This is a genomic window from Actinotalea ferrariae CF5-4 (genome assembly GCF_000603945.1).
Classification (GTDB): Bacteria; Actinomycetota; Actinomycetes; order Actinomycetales; family Cellulomonadaceae; genus Actinotalea; species Actinotalea ferrariae.
The window spans coordinates 1-18,032 of sequence record NZ_AXCW01000011.1; the positions used below are offsets into that span (position 1 = coordinate 1).

Genomic DNA, 18,032 nt, shown 5'->3' on the forward strand with positions numbered 1-18,032 from the left:
GGAGCCCCGCATGCTCGTCATGATCGCCAGGCGTCTGGCCTCGGGTGTCGTCGTCCTCGTCACCGTCGCCGTGCTCGCCTTCACCATGCTCTACATGAACTCGGGCAACGTCGCCCGGAACATCCTGGGCGACCAGGCCACCGACGAGGCGGTCGCGCTCAAGCAGGCCCAGCTCGGGCTGGACCAGCCGCTGCTGTCCCGCCTCGGTGACTGGTTCGCCGGCGCTGCCCGTGGCGAGCTGGGCAAGTCCTGGTTCACCAACGAGGCGGTCATCGACGCGATCGCCTCCAAGCTCCCCGTCACGCTCGCCATGGTCGGCATCGCCATCCTGCTCATCGCCGTCGTCGCCACCTGGCTCGGCGTCACCGCCGCGGTGCGTCGCGGCTGGGTCGACCGGTTCGTCCAGGTGCTGGCCGTGACCGGCAACTCGGTCCCCGGCTTCATCATCGGCGTGCTGCTCGCGTGGGCGTTCGCCATCCAGCTCGGCCTGTTCCCGGCGATCTCGACCATCGCCCCGGGCGCCGGTGCCTCGGCGTGGGCGATGTCGCTGACGCTGCCGATCATCGCCCTGGTGATCAACGGCGTCGCGAGCGCCGCCCAGCAGATCCGCAGCGCGTACATCCGCCAGCTCGAGATGGACTACGTGCGGACGCTGCGCAGCCGCGGGATCAGCGAGGGCGAGATCCTCGTCAAGCACGTCCTGCGGTCCGCGGCGCCGGCCGGCCTGACCGTGCTCAGCCTGCAGTTCATCGGCCTCCTCGGTGGTGTGGTCATCATCGAGTCGATCTTCGCCATCCCCGGCCTGGGCCGGCTGGCGGTCACCGCCACGACCCAGAGCGACCTGCCGCTCGTCATGGGCGTGGTCATCTACACGGTGCTCATCGTCATCGTGGTCAACCTCGCCGTGGACATCATCAACGGCTGGCTCAACCCGAAGGTGCGTGTGTCATGAGCGAGGCGCAGACCCTCACCACCCCCGACCCCGTCGGGGGCGCGGCGGCCCCGGTCGGCCAGACGGGCACCGTCTCGCGGGCGTCGGCCTGGCGCCGGCTGCTGAAGAACCCGATGGGCGTCGCCGCCATCGTGCTCCTCGGGCTCGCGGGGCTGGCGGCGATCCTCGCCGACGTCCTCGCCCCGTTCGACCCGAACTTCGCGGACCTCACCGCGGTCCTGCTCCCGCCGGGCGGCGAGCACCTGCTCGGCACCGACTCGGCGGGCCGTGACATCGCCTCGCGGCTCCTGTTCGGCGCCCGTGTCACGTTGCTCTCGGCCGCCCTGGCCGCCGGCGTCGCGATCGCCATCGGCCTGCCGTCCGGCCTCGTCGCCGGCTACTACGGCTCCTGGTTCGACGGCCTGTCGAACTGGTCCACCAACATCCTCATGGCGCTCCCCTCGATGATCGTCCTGCTGGCGGTCCGCGCCGCCATCGGCCCCTCGACCTGGGTCTCGATGATCGTCTTCGGCGTGCTGCTCAGCCCCGGCTACTTCCGGCTGACCCGCACCGCCGTGCAGTCCGTCCGCGACGAGCTCTACGTGGACGCGGCGCGCGTCTCGGGCCTGTCCGACCTGCGGATCATCGGCCGGCACATCTTCACCGTCGTCCGGGCGCCGATCATCATCCAGACCGCGATGGTCTGCGGCATCGCGATCTCCATCCAGTCGGCGCTCGAGTTCCTCGGGCTGGGCGACCCGACCGTCCCCACCTGGGGCGTCATGGTCAGCGACGGCTTCCGGAACATCTACCGCGAGCCGCTCAACCTGCTGTGGCCCACGATCGCGATCTCGGTCGTCATCGGTGCGTTCGTGCTGCTCGGCAACGCGCTGCGCGACTCCCTGGAGGACCTGGAGAAGACCAAGGAGAAGCGGACCAAGCCGGCTCGCCGCGCCAAGGTCGCCCCCGTCGAGGTGGGCACCGAGCACCACCTGCTCAAGGTCACCGACCTCGCCGTCGCCTACCCGCAGCCGGGTGGCGGTCGCAAGACGGTCGTGGACGGCGTGTCCTTCCACGTGGACCGCAACGAGGTCGTCGGGATCGTCGGGGAGTCCGGGTCGGGCAAGTCCCAGACGGCGTTCTCGATCCTGGGCCTGCTGCCGGACAACGCGATCATCGCCGGCGGCGCCATCCAGTTCGACGGGTCCTACCTCGTCGCCCCCGGTGAGGACGGGGTCAGCCAGGGGCGGCTCGCGCCCCTGCGCGGCAAGCGCCTGGCCTACATCCCGCAGGAGCCGATGAGCAACCTCGACCCGGCGTTCACCATCGGGTCCCATCTCGCCCGGCCCATGCAGAAGGTGCTCGGCCTGTCCAAGGAGGCGGCCCGGGCCCGGGCCCTGGAGCTGCTGGCCAGCGTCGGCATCCCCGACCCGGCCCGCACGGCGAAGGCGTACCCGCACGAGATCTCCGGCGGCATGGCGCAGCGTGTGCTCATCGCCGGCGCGATCTCCTGCGACCCGGACCTGATCATCGCCGACGAGCCGACCACCGCGCTGGACGTCACCGTCCAGGCCGAGGTGCTCGACGTGCTCCGCGGCCTGCAGGCCCGGCTGGGGATGGGGATGATCCTCGTCACCCACAACTTCGGGGTCGTGGCGGACATCTGCGACCGCGTGGTCGTCATGCAGAACGGCCGGCTGGTCGAGCAGGGCGACGTCCGCACCATCCTGCGCTCCCCGAGCCACCCGTACACCCGCATGCTCCTGTCCTCGATGCTCGAGGGCAAGGAGCCCATGACCCGCCTGCTGGGCGCCGCCCCGGAGGCCCTGGAGGTGGCACGATGACCGCGCCCGACCTGCTCACCGTGGACGACCTCGTCGTCGAGTACCCCGGAAAGGGCCTGCTCGCCAAGCCGTTCCGCGTCCTGCACGGCGTCTCCGTCCGCATCGCCCCAGGGGAGACCCTGGGCCTGGTGGGGGAGTCCGGCTCCGGCAAGACGACCCTCGGCCGGGCGGTGCTGGGGCTCGCACCCGTCACCGCCGGCCGCGTCACCTTCCTGGGCAAGGACATCAGCCACGCGTCCCGGCGCGACCGCCGGGCCCTGAGCCAGGACCTCCAGGTCGTGTTCCAGGACCCGTACACGTCGCTCAACCCCTCGCTGACCGTGGGCGACATCCTCGCGGAGCCGCTCGGGATCCAGGGCGTGACGGGTGCCGACGCCCGCAAGCGGGTGAAGGAGCTCCTCGACCGCGTGCACATGCCCCAGGACGCGATGGGGCGCCTGCCCCGGGAGTTCTCCGGCGGCCAGCGCCAGCGCATCGCCATCGCGCGGGCCCTGGCCCTGCGTCCGAAGCTCATCGTGTGCGACGAGCCCGTCAGCGCGCTCGACCTGTCGACGCAGGCGCGCGTCCTGGACCTCCTCCTGGAGATCCAGGAGGCGACCGGAGTGTCCTACCTCTTCGTCTCGCACGACCTGGACGTGGTGCGGCACGTGAGCCACCGCGTCGCCGTCCTCTACAAGGGCGAGATCGTGGAGCAGGGCCCCGCGCAGAAGGTCACGCAGGACCCGGACCACCCCTACACGCGGCGGCTGCTGCTCGCCTCGCCGGTCCCCGACCCCGACCGTCAGGCGGAGCGGCGCGCCGCCCGGCTGGCCGAGGTCGGTGCGGGCGTCTGACTCGCCCCGGACGTGTCCCTGCAGACGGTTGCCCCGGTCGCTGCGCCGATCGGGGCAACCGGTTGCCGCGGCGCGTCGCGGCTTCCTAGGTTGGGTCCATGACCAGCGGTGACGGGACGCGGAAGTCGCAGCCGACGATCTACGACGTCGCGCGCCTCGCGGGCGTCGCCCCCTCGACCGTGTCCCGGGCGTTCGCCCGGCCCGGTCGGGTCAACGCGGACACCGCGCAGCGGATCCGGGAGGCGGCCGCGCAGCTCGGTTACCGCGCGAACCCCGTGGCGCGGGCGCTCTCGACCTCCCGCACGCGGATGATCGCGCTGATGATCTCCGACGTCACCAACCCGTACTACTCCGAGCTCATCCGTGGGGCGCAGCTCGCCGCGTCCCAGGAGGAGTACACGGTCCTGCTCACCGACGCGCGCGAGTCCGACGTCGTCGAGCGCGAGTCGCTCGAGCGCGTCCTGCCCGTGGTCGAGGGCATCGTCATCGGCAGCTCCCGGATGTCCGACTCGACCCTGCGCGTCATCGCCAAGCAGACGCCGATGATCGTCCTCAACCGGCACCTCGCGGGGATCCCCAGCGTGGTCACCGACAACCCGCGCGGCGTGCGCCGCGCCGTCGAGCACCTGGGCGAGCTCGGGCACGAGCACATCACCTACGTCGCGGGCCCCGAGGCCTCCTGGGCGGACGGGATGCGGTGGCGAGCCCTGCGCGAGGCGGGCCACGAGCTGCACCTGCACACCCGCCGGGTCGGGCCCGTCGCCCCGACCCTCCAGGGCGGGCGGGACGCCCGCGCGCTCCTGCGCCCCCACCTGCCGACGGCAGTGATCTGCTACAACGACCTCGTCGCCATCGGCCTCATGCGCACCCTCACCGCGGAGGGCGTCCGCATCCCCGACGACGTCAGCGTCGTGGGGTTCGACAACATCCTTCCCGCCGAGCTCGTCTCGCCCGGGCTGACGACGGTCGCCTCGCCCCTGCGGACGCTCGGCTCGACCGCGGTCGGCAACCTCCTCGCGATCATCCGGGGTGCCCTGCACACCACGGACAAGCCCTTCGTGCTGCCCACGCGGCTCGTGGTCCGGGAGTCGACGGGCCGCACGGCCCGCCGCTGAGGCAACTACTGGCAACCGATTGCCGCCGTCGTCCCGCCCTGCGGACGATGGCGGCATGGCACAGCTCGACCTCCACCCCGACCGACTCCTCCCGACCGAGCCCGGCGTCCGGGCCGTGGCCCGGGAGGTCTACGCGGCGGTGAAGGACCTGCCGATCGTCTCCCCGCACGGCCACGTGCCGGCGGGGTGGCTCGCCGACGACGTCGCGTTCGCGGACCCGACCTCCCTGCTCATCACGCCGGACCACTACGTGACGCGCCTGCTCCACGCCCACGGGGTGGCGCTGTCTGACCTCGGCGTGGGCCGCGACGACATGGACGCCGCTGCCAGCCGGGCCGCCTTCCGCACGCTGTGCGCGCACTGGCCCGCCTACCGGGGGACCGTGGTGAAGACCTGGTTCGAGGCGGAGCTGGTCGAGGTCTTCGGGGTCGACGTCGTCCCCTCCGCGCAGACCGCGGACGCGATCTACGACCGCATCACCGAGCAGCTGGCCACCCCGCAGTTCCGGGCCCGGGCCCTGTACGAGCGCTTCGGCATCGAGGTGCTCGCCACGACCGACGACCCGTGCGACGACCTCGCCGACCACCGGCGCCTGGCCGAGGACCCGGCGTGGTCCGGGCGCGTCATCCCGACCTTCCGCCCGGACCGCTACCTCGAGCCGGCGGCCGAGGGCTGGAACGCAGCGATCGACCTCCTGGGCCGCACGGCCGGTACCGACGTGGACCACTACTCCGGCTGGGTCGAGGCGATGGAGGCGCGGCGCGCCTACTTCCGGGAGCACGGCGCCACCTCGACCGACCACTCCCACCGTGACGTCCGGGCCGAGCCGCTCGATCGTGCCGTCGCCGAGGAGCTGTACCTGCGGGCGCGCAAGGGCGACATCACGCCGGACGAAGGCGACACCCTGCGCCGCGACCTCGTGTTCCAGATGGCGCGCATGGCCGCGGACGACGGCCTGGTCATGACGCTGCACCCGGCCGTCGCCCGCAACCACCACGGACCGAGCCACCGCGCGTACGGCGCGGACGTCGGCGCGGACATCCCCACGCAGGTCGAGTTCACGCGCTCCCTGCAGCCGGTGCTCGAGGCGTTCGGCACCCACCCGGGCTTCCAGATCGTCCTGTTCACCATCGACGAGACGGTCTACTCCCGCGAGCTCGCGCCGCTGGCCGGTTTCTACCCGTCGGTCTACATCGGCGCCCCGTGGTGGTTCATCGACGCCCCTGACGCGATGCAGCGCTTCCGGGCGGCGGTGACGGAGACCGCAGGGTTCGCCCGGACCTCCGGCTTCATCGACGACACCCGCGCGTTCCTGTCGATCCCCGCCCGGCACGACGTCAGCCGCCGTGTCGACGCCGGGTTCCTCGCCCGCCTCGTGGCCGAGCACCGGCTCACCACCGACGAGGCGATCGCGACGGCCCACGACCTCGTCCTCACGAACCCGAAGCGAGCGTTCCGACTGTGACCACCTCCGACACCCGCCCCGCCGTCCGCCTGTCCCGCGTCGCGGGCCTCGGCCGGCCGGCGGCACCGGTCCGCATCGTCCACCTCGGGCTGGGCAACTTCTTCCGCGCGCACCAGGCCTGGTACACCGAGCAGGCGCCGGACCGCGAGCACTGGGGCATCGCTGCCTTCACGGGACGGTCCGCGCGGCTGGCCGACCTGCTCACCGTGCAGGAGGGCCTGTACTCGCTCATCACCCGGGCGCCCGACGGCCCGGCCGTCGAGGTGGTCTCCTGCCTGTCCGCCGTGCATGCCGCCGCGGACCACGCGGCCTGGCTCGGCTACTGGCGCGACCCCCGCCTCGCCGTCGTGACGCTGACGATCACCGAGGCCGGCTACCTGCGCGGCCCGGACGGGGGCCTCGACGCCGGGCGGGCGGACGTCCTCGCGGACGTCGACGCCCTCCGCGCCGACCCGACCGCCCCCGTGACGACGGGTCCCGCCCGCCTGGTCGCGGGCTTCCTCGCGCGCCGTGCCGCGGACGCGGGCGCCCTGACGCTCCTCCCGTGCGACAACCTCCCGCACAACGGCCCGGCGCTGCAGCGCGTCCTCGAGGACCTCGTCGCGCTCGTGGACCCGGCCCTGGCGGACTGGGTCGAGGAGAACGTCGTCGTCGCCAGCACGATGGTCGACCGGATCACCCCCGCGACCACCGACGAGGACCGCGCGACCGTCCGGGCCCTCACGGGCGTCCTGGACGACGCCCCGGTCCCCACCGAGCCGTTCTCCGAGTGGGTCGTGCAGGGCCACTTCCCCCGTGGCCGGCCCCGCTGGGAGGACGCCGGCGCGCGCTTCGTCGACGACGTCGCGCCGTTCGAGCAGCGCAAGCTCTGGCTGCTCAACGGCTCGCACTCGCTGCTGGCCTACGCCGGGGGCGTCCTCGGGCACCGCACCGTCGCCGAGGCCGTCGCCGACCCGGTCGTGCGCGGCTGGGTCGAGGAGTGGTGGGACGAGGCGGCCTGGCACCTGCCTCTGCCACCGGCCGAGGTCGCCGACTACCGCGAGGCGCTGCTGGAGCGGTTCGGCAACGCCAACGTCCGGCACGAGCTCGCCCAGATCGCCGCCGACGGCTCCCAGAAGCTGCCGGTGCGCATCCTGCCCGTGCTGCGGGCCGAGCGCGCCGCCGGACGACTCCCCGGAGGAGCCGTGCGCGTGCTCGCGGCCTGGGTCGCCCACCTGCGCGGCGCCGGCGTCCCGGTGACGGACGTCCAGCGCGACCGGCTCCTGGAGCTGGCCGAGGGACCGCTCGCGTCGGCCGTGCCGCGCGCCCTCGTCGCGCTCGACCCGGAGGTCGCCGAGGACCGCGAGGTCGTCGACGCGGTGACGCACCTGGTGCGGCTGGTCGAGGCCGGCTGACGCCGACCGGCCTCGCCGCCCGAGGTCGCCCTTCGCGGCCCGTCACGTCAGGTCGTCGTCGTCCTCCCGGTCGTCGGCCCAGCCGGCGGTCAGGCGGACGTCGGCGGCCCGGGTCTCCTCCACCAGCGTGGCCAGCAGCTCCGCAGGCGTGCGGGACCGCAGGAGCGCGTACTGGTCCAGCGAGCCCAGCGGCGCGATGCCGGCGACCTGCCAGAGGCGGTCCGCGGGGTCCTCGGAGAGCTCGACGTCGGGTGACCAGCGGAGCTCGACGAACTCGCTCGCCCGGGTGAGGGTCGCCCGGACGAGGGCTTCGGCGTCGGCGAGCGCGGCGATGTCGGGGGCGTCGAGCGCCCACGGCGCGAGCTCGCGGACCTCCGCCCGGGGGAACGGGTCGTCGCCGAGCCACCGGACGACCTCGAACCGGTCGGTCCCGACCGCCACGAGCACGATCGACCCCTCGCCGATCTCCACCGAGGCGATGCGCGCCACCGTGCCGACCCCGAACCGGACGTCGCCCCCGCCGACCTCGGAGCCCCGCTCGATCAGCACCACGCCGAACTCGCGCTCCGCCTCGCCCAGCACCGAGGAGAGCATCGCGACGTAGCGCGGCTCGAAGACCCGCAGCGGCAGCGGCATGCCCGGGAGCAGAACCGAGCCCAGGGGGAACATCGGCAGCTCACGCGTCTCGCCGGTCATGACCGTGATCCTGCCCTGCGCGGTCCGACGGGTCGAGACGCTCTCAGGCGCGGGCGGGAGCGCCGGCGCCCGTGGCGAGGGCGTCGGTGAGCAGGGCGACGAGGGCCTCGAGCTGCACGTCGGTCGACGACGAGCCGTCGTCCGCCGCCGCGCCGTCCAGCGCCCGGGCGGCGAGCCCGGACTTGGCGTCGATCAGCTCCGCGATCTTCGAGTCGATGGTCTGGGCGGCGATGATCCGCCACGCGGTGACCGGCTCGTCCTGGCCGATCCGGTGGATCCGGTCGATGGCCTGGGTCTGCTCGGCGTCGGTCCAGGACAGCTCCGCCAGCACCAGGTTCGAGGCGACCTGGAGGTTGAGCCCCACACCCGCGGCCATCAGCGAGCACACCGCGACCTGCACCTCCGGGTCCTGGGTGAACGCGGTGACGTTCTTCTCCCGCGCCTTGGGCGTCTGGTCCCCGCGGATCGAGGCGTACCGGATCCCACGGTCGGCGAACGTCTGCTCGGCCTGGTCCATGACGTCGACGTGCTTGGCGAAGAACACGACCTTGCCGACGTTGCGGGACAGCTGCGCGGTGTAGTCCGCGGCCAGCCCGGCCTTCGCCTGGCCGATCTTGCGGACCATCGTGAAGACGTTGTCGCCCTGGGCCTTGGAGCTGGAGTCCTTGAGCTCGGCCGCCGCGACCCGCCGGGCGAGGTCGAGGTCGACCCCGTCCACGACGACGTCGCCCGGGCGTGCGGCCAGGGCGGCCCGGTAGCGGTCGACCAGCCGACGGGCGAGCGTGGCCTCCGCCGCCCGGATCGACCGCCCGACGGCGCCGTCCAGCTCGACCGGGAGGTCGGCCACCCGGCGCGCGGGGATGTCCGCGGCCACGTCGACCTTGCGGCGACGCACGATGCCCATGTCGATGACGGCGGCCCGTGCGGCGGCGTAGAAGCCCCGGTCCGCCGGGGTCAGGCCGGTCTCCTCCAGGGCGGTCAGCAGCCGGCCGAGCGGCTTCTCCTCGTCGATCCAGCCGAGGAACTGCCAGATCGCCCGGAAGTCCTCGATGTCGTTGATCAGCGGGGTCCCGGTGAGCGCCATGAGCAGCGGCCGGGCGGTGCGGGTCCGGATGCGCTCCGCCGTCGCGAGCACGTGCTGGGACCGCTGGGAGCCCTTGTTCTTGATGAAGTGCGCCTCGTCGACGACCATCCCGCGGAAGCCGAGGTCGCCCAGCCAGCCGACGTGGCGGTCGAGGATCTCGTAGTTCACGATGACGACGTCCGCGAACGCGTCCACCTGCTCGCCGTCGCCGTGGACGACGGTGGCCCGGCGCAGCGGCGTCCACATCCCGACCTCGTGCGCCCAGTTCGTCTTGACCACGTTGGGCACGACGACGAGCAGCGGGAAGGCGTCGGCCGCCTGGGCCGCGAGCAGCGCCTGCGCGGTCTTGCCCAGCCCGGGTTCGTCCGCGAGCAGGAAGGTGCGGTGACCGCGCGCCGCCGCCGTGACGACCTGCGCCTGGTGCGGCATGAGCGTCCGGCCGGGCGGGGCCGGCACGTGTCCCGCCTCGGGCAGCGTCATGCACGAGGGAGCGCCGGGGGTGGCCTCCTCGAACGACCGGAACAGGGGCTCGAGGAGCTCCCATCCCGCCAGGCGCCGGGCCCGGGCGGCGCTCCGCTCGGCCGCAGCCTCGAAGTCGGGGGCGAGGAACGGGTTCGCCAGCTGGCGCGAGAGGACCGACTGGGGGACGACCCGGCGCTCGGCGCCGGGCGGCGGTGCGGCGGGCGGCGCCGGCTCCGGCTCCTCGGGAGCCTCGAGGCCGGCGGCGCGCATCAGGGACGCCTTGTACGCCCGCGCCGTGTCCGAGACCCGGGCGTCCTCCGCGAGGAGCGCGAGCAGCGAGGTGTCCCGCGCGGCGATCCGGGCCAGCAGCGTCGCGACGCCGTCGAGCCGCTTGAGCTCCTGGTCGCGTTTCGCGGGGGTCAGGGAGGTGTCGGCCTTCACGCGGGCCCGTTCCTCGCGGACGAGCAGCGCCACGACCTGGAACTTCGTGCGCATCGCCGGGCGCGTGGGCGGGCGGCGCACCGCGCCGTCGACCTCGCCGGCGACCTGCGCCAGGACGGGGATGAGCCCCTCCGCGTCGGGCCGCCCGGCGCGACGGCGGGGGGTCCCGGCGTCGGTGCGCGCGCGACCGGACCGGCGCTGGCCTGGTCGTGCCACATCTCCTCCTTCGACCCTCACCACGACGCGACCGCGGCGCAGGGCGCCGTGCCGCGTCCACCCGGGACGCGCTGGGCGTCGGACCCGCGCCCCGTGCCATCGGCACCGAACCGGCACCGACTTCGGAACCGGAACCGGCACCGACTTCGGAACCGGAACCGGAACCGGCACCGACATCGGCACCGAGACCGGCGCCCGGACCGCCGCCCTGGTCGGGCGCGAGGTGACCGCGCGGCGTCCCGGACCGCGCCGCCCGGCGGGTGCTCCCGCCGTGACGCGCTGCCGGGAGTCCCGGTGACCACCGCGGAGGCACGGTCGTGGCTCCGCGTGATCGCCCCAGAAGCGTACCGCCGGACGCCCCGGGCGTCGGGACGTCCGGCGGTCGCGCCGTCGGGGGCGGCTCAGAACAGGTGGCCGTACCCCAGCTCCTGGAGGTGGTCGCGCGACATCGCGAGGGAGTCGAAGGGGTCCCGGCCGTAGGTGTCGTCCTGCTCGACGAGGAGGTGCTCGGCGCCGCCGGCCAGGGCGGTGTCGACGATCTCGCGCCACGGCAGCGTGCCCTCGCCGACCTCCGCGAACTGCACGACCCCGTAGAAGGCAGCCTGGAACCCCGCCGCGTCACCGGCGGCGAGGAGGTCCAGCGACGTCGGGTCCAGCGGTCCGATCCGGTAGTCCTTGAGGTGCACGAGGCGCGCGCGCCCCGCGTACCGGCGCAGCGTCCCCACGGGGTCGTGGCCGCCGCGGTGCACCCAGTGGACGTCCAGCTCGAGCCCGAGCCCCGGCGCCTCCTCGGCGATGACCTCGAGGATCGAGCGGCCCTCCACGCGCGCGAACTCGACGTGGTGGTTGTGGTAATAGAGCTCGATGCCCTCCGCCGCGAGCCGCTCGGCGTACGTCGTCGCGGTCGCCGCGAACCCGGCCACCCCGCCGGGGGTCACGAGCGCGTCCAGCGGCAGCATCCCGATCCGCACCATCGAGGTCCCCAGGGTCCGGCAGTCGGCGACGATCTTGTCGAAGTTCTGGGTGAGCGTGTCGGTCGCCAGCCCGGGCGGGGCGGTGACCATGGCCGACAGGGCGGCGACCTGGATGCCGTGGTCGTCCAGGGCCCGCCGGACCTCGGCGACGTTCTCGGTGGTCATCGGGACCTGGGAGAGCTCGACGGACCGGTAGCCGAGGCCGGCGATCCGGCGCAGCGCCTCGTACGGGCCGAGCTGGGCGAACGCGCCCTTGACGGTGCTGGTCTGGACGCCGATGCGTGCCACGGTTCTCCTCCTGGGTCGGCCGAGCGCCGGGGTCCGGCGGTCGGGTCAGAGCGTGATGCGGGTGCCCTCGCGGGCGGAGCGGTAGACCGCGCGCACGAGGCCGACGGCGGCGCGGCCCGCCTCGCCGTCGACGACGGGTGCGCGGCCCTCCCGGACGGACCGGGCGAAGTCGAGGAGCTGCCGGCGGTGCGCCTCGCCCCAGGCCGTCGCGACGGAGCCGTCGGTCACGGCGCGCTCGGCGGACCGGGTGCCCCCGGTCGCGACCTGCACCGCGTCCGCCGTCGGGAGCCCGTGCACGGCGTCCTGGCCGCGCAGGGCGAGCAGGGTGATGCGGTCGCCCTCCAGGACGACGCTGCCCTCGGTGCCGTGCAGGGCCAGGCGCGCGGGCAGTCCCGGGGCCGTGGCGGTCGACGCCATGAGCGTCGCCAGCGTGCCGTCGGCGAAGACGACGCTCGCGGTCGCCAGGTCCTCCACCTCGATGGCGTGCGCGACGGTCGCGATCCTGCCCTCCACGGAGACGGCCGGGCCGCACGCGGCCAGCAGGAGGTCGACGGTGTGGATGCCCTGGTTCATCAGGGCGCCCCCGCCGTCCAGCGCCCACGTGCCGCGCCAGTCCTCGGCGTCGTAGTACTCCTGGGTGCGGAACCAGGGGACGCGGCAGTCGGCCGCGACGAGGCGGCCGAGGGCGCCGGAGTCCAGGACCTCGCGCAGCCGGCGGGTCCCGTCGTCGAACCGGTGCTGGGACACGACGGCGAGCCGCGCACCGGACGACCGCTGGGCCGCGAGCAGCGCGTCGCAGGCCTCCTCGGTGACGTCCATGGGCTTCTCGACGACGACGTGCTTGCCGGCCAGCAGCGCGGGCACGCCGACCTCGGCGTGGCGCCCGCTCGGCGTGCAGACGCTCACGGCGTCGACGTCCGGGTCGGCCAGGACGTCGGCGTACGGGCGCGCCGTCGTCCCGAAGGCCGCGGCAAAGGCGTCGGCGCGCTCCGGCACGACGTCGGAGCACGCCACGAGCTCGACGTCGTCGGGCAGGGCCGCGAGGGCGCGCGCGTGGGTCGGCGCGATGGTGCCGCAGCCCACGAGCGCGACGCGCAGCCGCTGCCCGGACGTCACCGGTACGTCACCCCTTCGGCGTCGAGGATCGCCATGAAGGTCCGGGTCGCGCGGCGGAAGCCGTCCGGGCCGGAGAAGCCGCCCAGGTGGTGGGCCTCGGCGAGGTGGGGCTCCATCGAGAAGAAGCCGTCGTAGCCGTCCTCGCGCAGGGCGTGCACCGTCTCGGGGATGCGGCCGTCGCCCTCGCCGGCGACGACCACGGTGCCGGAGCCGCGGACGGCGTCCTTGATCTGGATGTAGTCGACGTAGGGCCGCAGCAGCGCGTACGCCTCGGGGAAGGGGTCGACGCCGACCTGCACGTAGTTCGCCGGGTCCCAGGCCAGCCGCAGGGCGGGGGAGCCGACCGCGGTCACGAGGTCCAGGACGCGCTCGGGGACGTCGCCGAAGATCGCCTTCTCGTTCTCGTGCAGCAGCACCACGCCGCGCTCCTCGGCGCGGGCGGCGAGCGCGGCCATGCGGCGCACGACCTCGTCGCGGACCGCGTCCGGGCTCTGCTCCGGCGCCAGGAAGAAGGAGAAGACGCGGATGAACGGGGCGCCGAGGCGCTCGGCGACCTCCAGCGCCCGGTCCATCCGGACCAGGTGCGGCTCGAACGGGTCGTCGACCTGGATCTTGCCGATCGGGGAGCCGATCGAGGAGACCGCGATGTCGTGGTCGCGCAGGACGGCGCGGGCCCGCTCGACCTGGGCGTCGTCGAGGTCGAGCACGTTGGACCCCCACGCCGAGCGGAGCTCGAGGTGGGTCAGGCCGAGCTCGGACAGCACGGCGCACTGGGTCGCCAGGTCGGCGTCGATCTCGTCGGCGAATCCCGAGAGGGTCCACATGGCGTCCAGCACCTCCGTCGCAGCCCGCGGTGCGGCTCACCGCGGGCGGTCCGACGCTAGGCAGCACCGATCCGCCAGGCCACCGGTTGCCACGAGTTGCAGCCAGGTCGGCGGGCCCGTGGCAACTCGGGGCAACTGGTGCCGCCCGGCGGGCCGGCCGTGTGACCGTGGCGGTGCCGGCGCTCGGGCGTCGGTGGGCCGGTGGACGGCCCGGGCGTGGTGCGAGAGGGGCAGTGATGTCGGGAACGGTGCGGCTGGGGATCGTCGGGTTCGGTCAGCAGGGCGGGTTCTACGCCTCGCTCATCGCCCAGGGGATGGCCCCCCACGTGGAGCTCGGCGCGATCTGCGACGTCGACCCGCAGCGCCGGGACGCGGCCGCCGCCGCCCACCCGGGTGTCCCGGTGCACGAGGACTACGAGCAGCTCCTCGACAGCGGTGACGTGGACGCGGTCGTCACGACGGTGCCGCACTACCTGCACCCCGAGATGGGGATCGCCGCGCTGCGCCGCGGTGTGCACGTGCTCGTCGAGAAGCCCGCCGGGGTCTACACCGCCCAGGTGAAGGAACTCCTCCAGGTCGCCGAGGAGCACCCGGAGACGACCTTCGCGATCATGTTCAACCAGCGGATGAACCCCCTGTTCCGCGAGCTGCACGACATCGTCGCGCGCGGCGAGATCGGCCGGGTGCTCCGCAGCAGCTGGATCATCACCACGTGGTGGCGTCCGCAGGGCTACTACGACTCCAGCGACTGGCGCGCGACGTGGGGCGGCGAGGGCGGTGGCGTCCTGGTCAACCAGGCGCCGCACCAGCTCGACCTGTGGCAGTGGATCTGCGGCGTGCCCGTCTCCGTCGACTCCCGCCTGTCCTACGGGGTGAACCGGGACATCGCCGTCGAGAACGAGGTCACGGCGCTCGTCGACTTCGCCGACGGCGCCACCGGCACCTTCGTGACGTGCACCTACGACATCTCCGGCACCGACCGGCTCGAGATCCTCGGGGACCAGGGCAAGATCGTCGTGGACGGCAGCGCCCGCGCGACCGTGACCCGCCTGCGCCGCCCCGAGGCGGAGCTCAGCGCGTCCATGGGCATGGACGACGTCGTGCGGCTCTTCAAGGGCGAGGTCGACCTCTCGACGCTGTACTCCGAGGAGGTGCTCGAGTTCGCGTCCCCCTTCGGCCGGCAGCACGCCGACGTCCTGGAGAACTTCGCGCAGAACGTGCTGCACGGCGTCCCGCTCGTGGCCCCCGGTGCCGACGGCATCCACGGCGTGCGGCTCGCGAACGCGATCCACCTGTCGGCGTGGACCGGGCAGCGGGTCCCCCTGGACTTCGACGACGCCCAGTACCTCGCGCTCCTCAACGCGCGCATCCGTGACGAGGGCACGTTCTCCGAGCGCACGGCATGACCGGCCGGCGGCGCCCCGACGGCCGTCCGCGCCCGCCTGCGGAGCGGATCTGGAGCCGGGACGTCGTCCTGGCGACGGCCGTCAGCACCTGCGTCGCCTTCGTGTTCTTCCTGCTCACCGTCGTCATGGCGCTCTACGCGATGGAGCAGCTGGGGGCGTCGGACGGGGTGGCGGGCGCGGCGGCGGGCCTCTTCGTCGTCGGGGCGCTGCTCGCCCGGCCCGTGGCGGGACCGCTCGTCGGCCACCTGGGCACGCGGCCCGTGCTGCTCGGCGGGCTCGTGCTCTTCCTCCTCGCCGGGCTCGCGTACCTGGTCGTCGACGACATCGGGCCGCTGCTGGCGGTACGGCTCCTGCACGGCATGGGGATGGGCGCGGCGCACACGGCCGCGACCACGACCGTCATGACGGCGCTACCCGCGTCCCGGCGCGCCGAGGGCACCGGCTACTTCTCCGCGGGCAGCAACGTCGGCGCCGCCCTCGGGCCGCTCGTCGCGCTGACCGTCGGGCGGACGGCGGGGTTCGAGGCGGTGTTCTGGCTGTCCGCCGCGGTCTCCGCGCTCGCGCTCGTCCTGGCCCTCCCGCTGCGGGGTCCGGGACGCGTGCCCGTCGCCGCGGGGTGGACGGCCCGCCGGGTGATCGAGCCGCGGGTCGTCCCGATCGCGTCCCCCATGCTCCTCGCCGGTGCGGCCTTCGCCGGCGTCCTCACCTACCTGGCCGCCTACGCGGACGAGCGCGACCTCGCGGGCGCGGCGTCGCTGTTCTTCCTGGTGCACGCGGGCGCGGCCGTCGCGTCGCGGCCGCTGGCCGGGCGGCTGCACGACGCGCGGGGCGAGAACGTCGTCATGTACCCCGCGTTCGTCTCGATGGCCGTCGGGTCGGCACTCCTGGCCGTCGCGACGACGCCGACGACGCTCCTGCTGGCGGCGGTGTTCTTCGGGCTGGGCATGGGCACGCTGCAGAGCTCCGCGCAGGCCGTCGCCGTCTCGCTGGTCGAGCCCGGCCGCGTCGGCGTCGCGACCTCGACGTTCTTCCTGCTCCTGGACCTGGGCACCGGCCTGGCGCCGCTCGCGCTGGGGCTCGTCGTGGCGGGCCTCGGGTACGGGCCCCTCTACCTGCTGCTCGCCGGCCTCCTCCTCCTGGCCGGCGTGCAGTACCACCTGCTGCACGGCCGGCGGGCGGGGCGGCCGCAGCGCGCCGTCGTCGGGGCCACACCGCCCCTGCCCACCGTGCCGATCACCCTGTCCGTCACGGTCGAGCCCGGAGGTCCCCATGGCTGACGTCCTGGCCGCCCCGGTGGCCGGCGGCGCGACCGGGGGCACGAACGACGGCACGGCGGCGGTCGGCGTCCTCCTCGGGGTCGACGTCGGCACGACCGGGGTGAAGGTGGCGGCCTTCGGCCTGGACGGGCACACCCGGCACGTCGAGGTCCGGGAGTACCCGCTCCTGGAGCCCGAGCCCGGCCACCAGGTGCAGGACCCCGCCGTCCTCGTGGCCGCCGTCGTCGAGGCCGTGGCCCGCTGCGTCGCCGCGGTCGGGCCCGAGGGCGTCGTCGGGCTGTCGCTCAGCGCCGCGATGCACGGGCTCGTCGGGACGGACGCGCACGGCACCCCGACGACCCCCCTGCTGACGTGGGCCGACGGCCGGGCCGCGGACCTGGTGCGCGAGCTGCGGTCCGAGGGCGTCGCCGCGCCGCTGCACCGCGTCACGGGCACCCCGGTCCACCCGATGTCGCCCCTGGTGAAGCTCGCCTGGTTCCGCCGGCACGAGCCCCTCGCCGCGGCGTCGGTCGCACGGTGGCTGGACCTCAAGGCGCTCGTCGTCATGGCCCTCACCGGCACGGCGGTCACGGACCTGTCGTCGGCGTCGGGCTCCGGCCTGCTCGACATGGCGACCGGGGACTGGAGCCCGCTCGCGCTGGGCGTCGCGGGCGTCGGCGCGGACCGCCTGCCGTTCGTGCTGCCGCCGACGCACGTCCTGCCGCTCGGTGCCGCGGCCGCCGCGGCCACGGGCCTGCCCGCCGGGACGCCCGTGGTCCTCGGCGCCGCGGACGGCCCGCTCGGCAACGTCGGCACCGGCGCCGTCACCCCCGGCTCCCTGGCCCTGTCGCTGGGGACCTCCGGCGCGGTCCGCATGGTGGTGCCGGCCCCGCCGCGCTCGCTGGACCCCGCGCTGTTCTGCTACGCCCTGACCCCGGGCGCCTGGGTGGTGGGCGGGGCGGTGAGCAACGGCGGGATCGTCGCGCGGTGGCTGGCCCGGACGCTGCTGGAGGAGCGCCCCGCGGACGACACGACCGGCGACGCCGCGGTGCTGGCCCTGGCCGCCCAGGCGCCGCCCGGGTCGGACGGGCTCGTCATGCTGCCCTACCTCCTGCCGGAGCGGTCGCCGCTGTGGGACGCGGACCTCACCGGGGCCTACCTGGGCCTGCGCCGCCGGCACACGCGGGCGCACCTCGCGCGCGCCGCGCTGGAGGGCGTCGCCATGCAGGTGGGGCTCATCGCGAGCCGCGTCGACGCCGTCCACCCCGTGCGCGACGTGACGGCAACCGGTGGCACCCTCCGCTCGCCGCTGTGGCAGCAGCTCGTGGCGGCAGCGCTGGGACGGCCGATGACGGTCGCCGGCGCGGCCGAGGGGACGGCTCGCGGCGCGGCCGTCCTGGGCCTGGTCGGCCTGGGGATCGCCCCGGACCTCCCGGCGGCGCTCGGCCTGCTCAGGGACCCGCTCGCGACCGCCGAGCCGGTCCAGCCGGTTCCCGAGCTCGTCGTCGCGGCCGCCCGGGCCCGGTCCCGCGCGGCCGAGCTCCTCGCGTCGCTCGACGGCGTGCGGGCCCTGCTCGCCGCGCCCTGAGGCAACGCGCGGCAACCGCTTGCCCTCCGGCGGCGGAGGGGCTGGACTGGGCGGGTCGTCTTCACGAACCGGAGGTCCTCGAGCATGTCCGCACGCGCG

The 18,032-nt window shown here is 74.4% G+C and carries 14 protein-coding genes; 9 read left to right on the top strand and 5 right to left on the bottom strand.

Annotated elements, in window-relative coordinates; translation table 11 throughout:
- The 6 genes from N866_RS02050 to N866_RS02075 all read left to right on the top strand — a co-directional run.
- Positions 1-952, top strand: a 952-nt coding sequence (locus N866_RS02050) for an ABC transporter permease (RefSeq protein WP_342668375.1), incomplete at its 5' end; no start/stop codon positions are given.
- The gene (locus N866_RS02055) at positions 949-2,775 is read left to right on the top strand and encodes a dipeptide/oligopeptide/nickel ABC transporter permease/ATP-binding protein (RefSeq protein WP_052022266.1); all 1,827 of its coding nucleotides are present in this window, start codon (positions 949-951) and stop codon (positions 2,773-2,775) included. The genes N866_RS02050 and N866_RS02055, both read left to right, overlap by 4 nt.
- Positions 2,772-3,608: an ATP-binding cassette domain-containing protein gene (locus tag N866_RS02060; protein WP_034221957.1), complete on the top strand. Its 837-nt coding sequence runs from the start codon at positions 2,772-2,774 to the stop codon at positions 3,606-3,608. Before N866_RS02055 ends, N866_RS02060 begins: the two co-directional genes overlap by 4 nt.
- Before the next feature lie 98 nt (positions 3,609-3,706).
- Positions 3,707-4,723 carry a LacI family DNA-binding transcriptional regulator gene (locus N866_RS02065; RefSeq protein ID WP_034221959.1) on the top strand — a complete coding sequence of 339 codons (1,017 nt, stop codon included), beginning with the start codon at positions 3,707-3,709 and terminating at the stop codon, positions 4,721-4,723.
- Between the two features lie 55 nt (positions 4,724-4,778).
- Positions 4,779-6,188 (top strand): glucuronate isomerase, encoded by a 1,410-nt coding sequence (uxaC, locus tag N866_RS02070; RefSeq protein WP_034221961.1) that lies wholly within the window; start codon positions 4,779-4,781, stop codon positions 6,186-6,188.
- On the top strand, positions 6,185-7,582 hold the full coding sequence (locus N866_RS02075) for a mannitol dehydrogenase family protein (RefSeq protein WP_081802246.1): 1,398 nt from the start codon (positions 6,185-6,187) through the stop codon (positions 7,580-7,582). Before uxaC ends, N866_RS02075 begins: the two co-directional genes overlap by 4 nt.
- 42 nt (positions 7,583-7,624) lie before the next feature.
- Here the strand turns inward: N866_RS02075 and N866_RS02080 are convergent, their stop codons facing one another.
- The 5 genes from N866_RS02080 to N866_RS02100 all read right to left on the bottom strand — a co-directional run bounded on the left by N866_RS02080 (position 7,625) and on the right by N866_RS02100 (position 13,683).
- On the bottom strand, positions 7,625-8,278 hold the full coding sequence (locus tag N866_RS02080) for an LON peptidase substrate-binding domain-containing protein (RefSeq protein ID WP_034221963.1): 654 nt from the start codon (positions 8,276-8,278) through the stop codon (positions 7,625-7,627).
- Between the two features lie 43 nt (positions 8,279-8,321).
- Entirely contained in the window at positions 8,322-10,481 is a 2,160-nt protein-coding gene (locus N866_RS02085; RefSeq protein ID WP_034221965.1) for a DEAD/DEAH box helicase, read from the bottom strand.
- Between the two features lie 401 nt (positions 10,482-10,882).
- A complete protein-coding gene (locus N866_RS02090) occupies positions 10,883-11,743 on the bottom strand; it encodes a sugar phosphate isomerase/epimerase family protein (RefSeq protein WP_034221966.1) in 861 nt (286 codons plus the stop codon).
- Between the two features lie 45 nt (positions 11,744-11,788).
- Positions 11,789-12,859 (bottom strand): Gfo/Idh/MocA family protein, encoded by a 1,071-nt coding sequence (locus N866_RS02095; protein ID WP_034221968.1) that lies wholly within the window; start codon positions 12,857-12,859, stop codon positions 11,789-11,791.
- Positions 12,856-13,683, bottom strand: a complete 828-nt coding sequence (locus N866_RS02100) for a sugar phosphate isomerase/epimerase family protein (protein WP_034221983.1) — start codon at positions 13,681-13,683, stop codon at positions 12,856-12,858. The genes N866_RS02095 and N866_RS02100 overlap by 4 nt, the downstream gene beginning before the upstream one ends.
- A 236-nt stretch (positions 13,684-13,919) precedes the next feature.
- Here N866_RS02100 and N866_RS02105 point away from each other — a divergent pair, with 236 nt between their 5' ends.
- The 3 genes from N866_RS02105 to N866_RS02115 are packed head-to-tail and all read left to right on the top strand — an operon-like array spanning position 13,920 to position 17,933.
- The gene (locus tag N866_RS02105) at positions 13,920-15,089 is read left to right on the top strand and encodes a Gfo/Idh/MocA family protein (protein ID WP_034221971.1); all 1,170 of its coding nucleotides are present in this window, start codon (positions 13,920-13,922) and stop codon (positions 15,087-15,089) included.
- A complete protein-coding gene (locus N866_RS02110) occupies positions 15,086-16,366 on the top strand; it encodes an MFS transporter (protein ID WP_052022267.1) in 1,281 nt (426 codons plus the stop codon). The genes N866_RS02105 and N866_RS02110 overlap by 4 nt, the downstream gene beginning before the upstream one ends.
- Positions 16,359-17,933 (top strand): gluconokinase, encoded by a 1,575-nt coding sequence (locus tag N866_RS02115; protein ID WP_081802248.1) that lies wholly within the window; start codon positions 16,359-16,361, stop codon positions 17,931-17,933. Before N866_RS02110 ends, N866_RS02115 begins: the two co-directional genes overlap by 8 nt.
- Positions 17,934-18,032: the final 99 nt, after the last annotated feature.

Excerpts from the sequence above, each read along its gene's own strand:
- N866_RS02060 (WP_034221957.1), top strand. The coding sequence starts at position 2,772 with ATGACCGCGCCCGACCTGCTCACCGTGGACGACCTCGTCGTCGAGTAC.
- uxaC (WP_034221961.1), top strand. The coding sequence starts at position 4,779 with ATGGCACAGCTCGACCTCCACCCCGACCGACTCCTCCCGACCGAGCCC.
- N866_RS02110 (WP_052022267.1), top strand. The coding sequence starts at position 15,086 with ATGACCGGCCGGCGGCGCCCCGACGGCCGTCCGCGCCCGCCTGCGGAG.
- N866_RS02105 (WP_034221971.1), top strand. The coding sequence starts at position 13,920 with ATGTCGGGAACGGTGCGGCTGGGGATCGTCGGGTTCGGTCAGCAGGGC.
- N866_RS02065 (WP_034221959.1), top strand. The coding sequence starts at position 3,707 with ATGACCAGCGGTGACGGGACGCGGAAGTCGCAGCCGACGATCTACGAC.
- N866_RS02115 (WP_081802248.1), top strand. The coding sequence starts at position 16,359 with ATGGCTGACGTCCTGGCCGCCCCGGTGGCCGGCGGCGCGACCGGGGGC.
- N866_RS02100 (WP_034221983.1), bottom strand. The coding sequence starts at position 13,683 with ATGTGGACCCTCTCGGGATTCGCCGACGAGATCGACGCCGACCTGGCG.
- N866_RS02080 (WP_034221963.1), bottom strand. The coding sequence starts at position 8,278 with ATGACCGGCGAGACGCGTGAGCTGCCGATGTTCCCCCTGGGCTCGGTT.
- N866_RS02055 (WP_052022266.1), top strand. The coding sequence starts at position 949 with ATGAGCGAGGCGCAGACCCTCACCACCCCCGACCCCGTCGGGGGCGCG.